Raw genomic sequence first — 4,384 nt, forward strand, 5'->3', positions numbered from 1 at the left:
GTGCCGTGAGCTGCTCGGTTGCGGTAAGACGTTGCCAATCTGCCATGGGTAAACCTACCCAAAATTGGTTATAGTCATCAAGAAAAAAATGGAAAGTAATTCTTGTCGCTTGTGGTTTATGTCTGCTCAATCAAGGGGGCTCAGCGACTCATGTTCGGCTTCATCCACGGTGAATCGATCCGGTGAGGGTGCGAAGAACAAAGAATAATACTCCTGACAACCCATTAATTACCTTATGGAAATTCAATCCAACAAAGAATAGATAAGATGAACTCACTTATAGACAGACACGAAAAATCCCCCTCCAAGGTAATTCAGCATAGTATTTCTGCAGTATTCGCCACGCTGTTCTGTTGTGGCCTGATGACATCGGCTTTGGCCGGTCCGCAAGGCAGCCGTAACACGATTGGCCTTGAAAATATCCAGATCGAGGGCGATCTGCAGAAGCGGATCCTGCGCAATTTCGACCGTTTGGAGACCAAACGTTATCAGCCGATTGAGAATGTGGGTTGTTTACGTGAGGCCAAGTACGAGTGGCCGGGTGATATGGAAGGACGTACCATTCTGTCGCTTGCCATGTTGCAGCAAGCCGTTGATCGCGATGCTGTACACCTGCAAAAGACCATAGATATGTTGCCGGGACGGGTGAATGACAAAGGGTATTTCGGCAAGAATTATTTCCCGCAGTGCGATGAACAGCAGCTTTCCGGACATGGTTGGTATTTGCGTGGATTATGTGAGCTTTATGAGGACCGTAAAGATCCCAAGGTCAAAAAGATGATCGAGGATGTGGTCAACAACCTAGTACTCCCAACTGCTGGGAAACATAAAAGTTACCCGATTGACCCGGCCAAGCGTGAAAAAGAAAAGGGCGGCTATTCCGGCGAAGTGCTCAATAGTGAAGGAATCTGGCGTCTTTCTACCGATATCGGATGTGATTTTATTTTTATGGATGGGGTGATTCAGGCGGCCAAAGTACTCGACCGAAAAGATCTCTATCCCATTATCGATGAAATGATCGCTCGTTTTCTGAAAGTGGATCTTGTGGCCATTAAAGCCCAGACCCATGCAACCCTGACCGGATTACGCGGATTGACCCGCTATGCGGCGATGACAGGGGATGCCAGCTTAATTGCCGAAGCCGAAGAACGCTTCAATCTCTATGTGCGGGAAGGAGCCACTGAAAATCATATGAACTACAACTGGTTCGGCCGTCCGACCCACACCGAACCCTGTGCCATTATCGATGCCTTTATGGTGGCCGTCCAACTTTGGCAAGCCACGGGTAAAGCCGCTTATCTCGAAGAATCACACAAAATCTATTTCAATGGAATGGCTCATGCTCAGCGGAAAAATGGAGGGTTCGGTCTGGAAAACTGTTCCGGCCATGAGCATGCCTTTTTGAAAATCAAAAATCCTGAAGCGTGGTGGTGTTGCACCATGCGCGGGTCGGAAGGGCTGATGAAAGCGGTTGAATACAGTTTTGTGCAATCAGAGAACACACTCATGTTGCCCTTCTTCAATGATGCCAAGATTTCATTGAACGGGGGTACGCTGGCGGTCTCTACCGACTATCCGTATAACGGCGTCGTAACCGTTACCGTTGAAAAAGCTCCGCAAGCCGGAACTGCACTTGCCTTTTTCAAACCATCCTGGGCTGGAAAGACCGCAATGACCCTCAACGGAAAAGAGCAGGCAACCACAGAAAAAGACAACTTTATCTCTGTGACTAAAGCGCTGAAAGCTGGCGACACACTGGTGTACACCTTTAAACAGGAACCTTATCTGGTCGCAACCCACAACATCCATACAATCAAGGGATACCAGAAGGTCTATCAGGGGCCGTTGTTACTGGGAACCATGAGCAAAAAAGAACTGGCATTGCCGAACGAAATCAAACTGACCTGGAACTCCGAAAGCAAAACTGCCGCCGTTGAATCCAGCGAAGTGACGTTGGCTCCCATCAATGACGTCATCGACCATCACTACGATCCGAAAACATATAGCCGTCAGATCCTCTGGAAAAAACGCTAACCCCAGCGTTTAAGCCCCAAGCCGTGTGTTTGCCACCCGGCCTGTTGCTTCCTCCTTCGCGTACCACCTCCCTTATCACCCCATGAAAGCCCCTCCGAACACCTCACTCAAAAAGCAAATTCCTAGCAATAATTGGGTGAACTTTACGTTCGCCGAAGAAATGAATTTGACCTCACCACCTAGTATCATTACATCAAAATTATCGACGATAAGCCAATGAAGATCGACATCATTCTGAACCAAAAAACTCACAAACTCCGCCAACTGAAAAGTCTTCTGGCCGGCGTTGCTGTCGCGCTCACGGCATGCGGGCCGGCTTCGGCCTCGCCGATTTTCACTCAGGCAACCACCAACACCGCGGTGTTCGATGGAGCGGCCGGATCTGACCGAGACGCCATTTATGGCAAGGGCCAGCAGCTGGCGGACGACTTTTCCGTCGCTTCCCCTGCGACGATTCGAAGCGTTACCTGGTGGGGCATCGTAAGTCATCCCACTCGTGAGGTCAGCCCTCAGGGACCTTGGACCTTTGAGCTGTTGTTCTACGGCGACATCGAGGGACTGACGGATACCTCCAATGTGATCGGCTCCTCGCAAGTGGTGTTCAACACCCTGACTGACACCGGGGAAAACTTCGGAGGCGGGTCCTCCGGCTACGACATCTACGTTTTCACGGCCGACGTGACACCAGTCAACGTCTCGGCCAATACCAAGTATTGGCTCTCGGTACTCGCCGACACCTCTAACGACCCGAACAACAATTTTTCATGGCGCTCTGCCCAGAACGGGAACGCCGTCAGACGCACGGGAGATGACGGAATATTCACGAACCCATTCTTCGCAGAAAACGGCGCAATGTTATTCATACTCGATGATGCGGTGATCTCCGAGACCCAACCGCCATCGATCTCACGCATTGAGTTCATTGATGGGCGAATCGAAGTAGAGTTCTCAGGAATGCTGCAGGAGAGTGGAGATTTACAGGAATGGGCTGACGTCACCCCGCAACCCACCAGCCCCTTTTCCTTCATACCGAGCCAAGACAGCTTGTTCTTCCGCGCACGGGCCGATCCGGACTAAATTTGCTGCGCAAGCGAACAAGGCGTGGCTACCAACAGGCTGCCCGCCGCGAGTCGGAAGCATCACCCCCCTTATCAACCCATGAAAGCACTTCCGAACACCTATTTCCCTCATGACCGCAACTTCTAACACCTCCCGTAAAAATCAAATTCCTAGCAATTTATGAAAAAATTCAACTTAGCGCCGATTCACATCGGCTGGAAATCAATGGTCGTCAGTGCCGCGTTATTAATTACGGGCGCGCAGGCGAAAACCTGGACGAGTGCCGATGGTGGTAAGACATTTAATGGCGAACTCACCTCCTACGATGCCAAGACAGGTTCGGTGAAGGTAACACTGTCGAATGGGAAAAAGAGGACATTTAATCGTAAATTCCTATCCAAGCAGGATATCCAATACCTTGCTGAGAGTCAAAAACAGCCCGTTGAACCAGTTTCTAAAGCACCTAAAACAAAGAAAGCGCCCAGTAAAAAGAGTCATCAAACTAAGAAGAGTCCGAGTGCGAAGACGGGAGCCTATTACAATGGATCAACGATCTTCCAGCCTCGTCCAGAGGTAAACGGCAAAAAGCCGTGGAATGTCCAAAACTTTGGCCCCGTTGGTCTTGGCATTGATTTGGTTAAGCCGAATTTCACCATGGTGATCACCAATGTTGAGGAAGGGTCTCCAGCTGCGAAAACGGGCAAGTTAAAAACTGGGCAAATTATTGAGAGTATCAATGGGCAGATACTAGAAGAAAGAGATCCGCGTGAAATTCTAGCCGACATCATTACCCAAGCGGAGGCTACGGATGGTAAGATCAGTCTAAAGATCAAAGATGCAGGTACGGTATTGGTCACCCTACCCGTCATGGGGGCCTATACTAAGACATGGCCACTGGACTGCCCTAAGTCAGATAAGATTGTGCGAAAGTTAGCTGACTATCTGGCAGCTCAAAAAGAGCCAGGATGGGGCGCCGTGCTTTTCATGCTCTCAACAGGTGAGGAGAAAGATCTCAAAGTTGTCCGCAAGTGGATGGCTGGCATTGAGACCATAGGAGACTTCAATTGGCATAAAGGATTCAAAGGCCACGGGCTATGTGAGTATTACCTGCGAACTGGAGATAAAAAAGTGCTGCCAGTCATCAAGAAGATGACCGAAGAGCTCAAGGCGAACATGTACCGTGGAGCTTGGAGCGGCCGGGGCGGACCAGCCCACTTTAGTTATGGTTCTTTGCACGCGGCGGGTGCTCCATGTGCGACTTTCCTCATATTGGCTAAAGTCTGCGGGGTGT

Annotated in this window: 3 protein-coding genes; all 3 read left to right on the top strand. The window is 50.0% G+C overall.

Features of this window, described 5'->3' with window-relative positions; all coding sequences use genetic code 11:
• Positions 1-267: 267 nt before the first annotated feature.
• A complete protein-coding gene (locus tag BSZ32_RS09350) occupies positions 268-2,034 on the top strand; it encodes a beta-L-arabinofuranosidase domain-containing protein (protein WP_105043185.1) in 1,767 nt (588 codons plus the stop codon).
• Between the two features lie 216 nt (positions 2,035-2,250).
• Positions 2,251-3,111, top strand: a complete 861-nt coding sequence (locus tag BSZ32_RS09355) for a hypothetical protein (RefSeq protein WP_105043186.1) — start codon at positions 2,251-2,253, stop codon at positions 3,109-3,111.
• 162 nt (positions 3,112-3,273) lie between these two features.
• The coding region (locus BSZ32_RS18805; protein ID WP_165788756.1) for a DUF6288 domain-containing protein at positions 3,274-4,384 on the top strand (1,111 nt) is incomplete at its 3' end.

This window comes from Rubritalea profundi, assembly GCF_002954445.1.
Classification (GTDB): domain Bacteria; phylum Verrucomicrobiota; class Verrucomicrobiia; order Verrucomicrobiales; family Akkermansiaceae; genus Rubritalea; species Rubritalea profundi.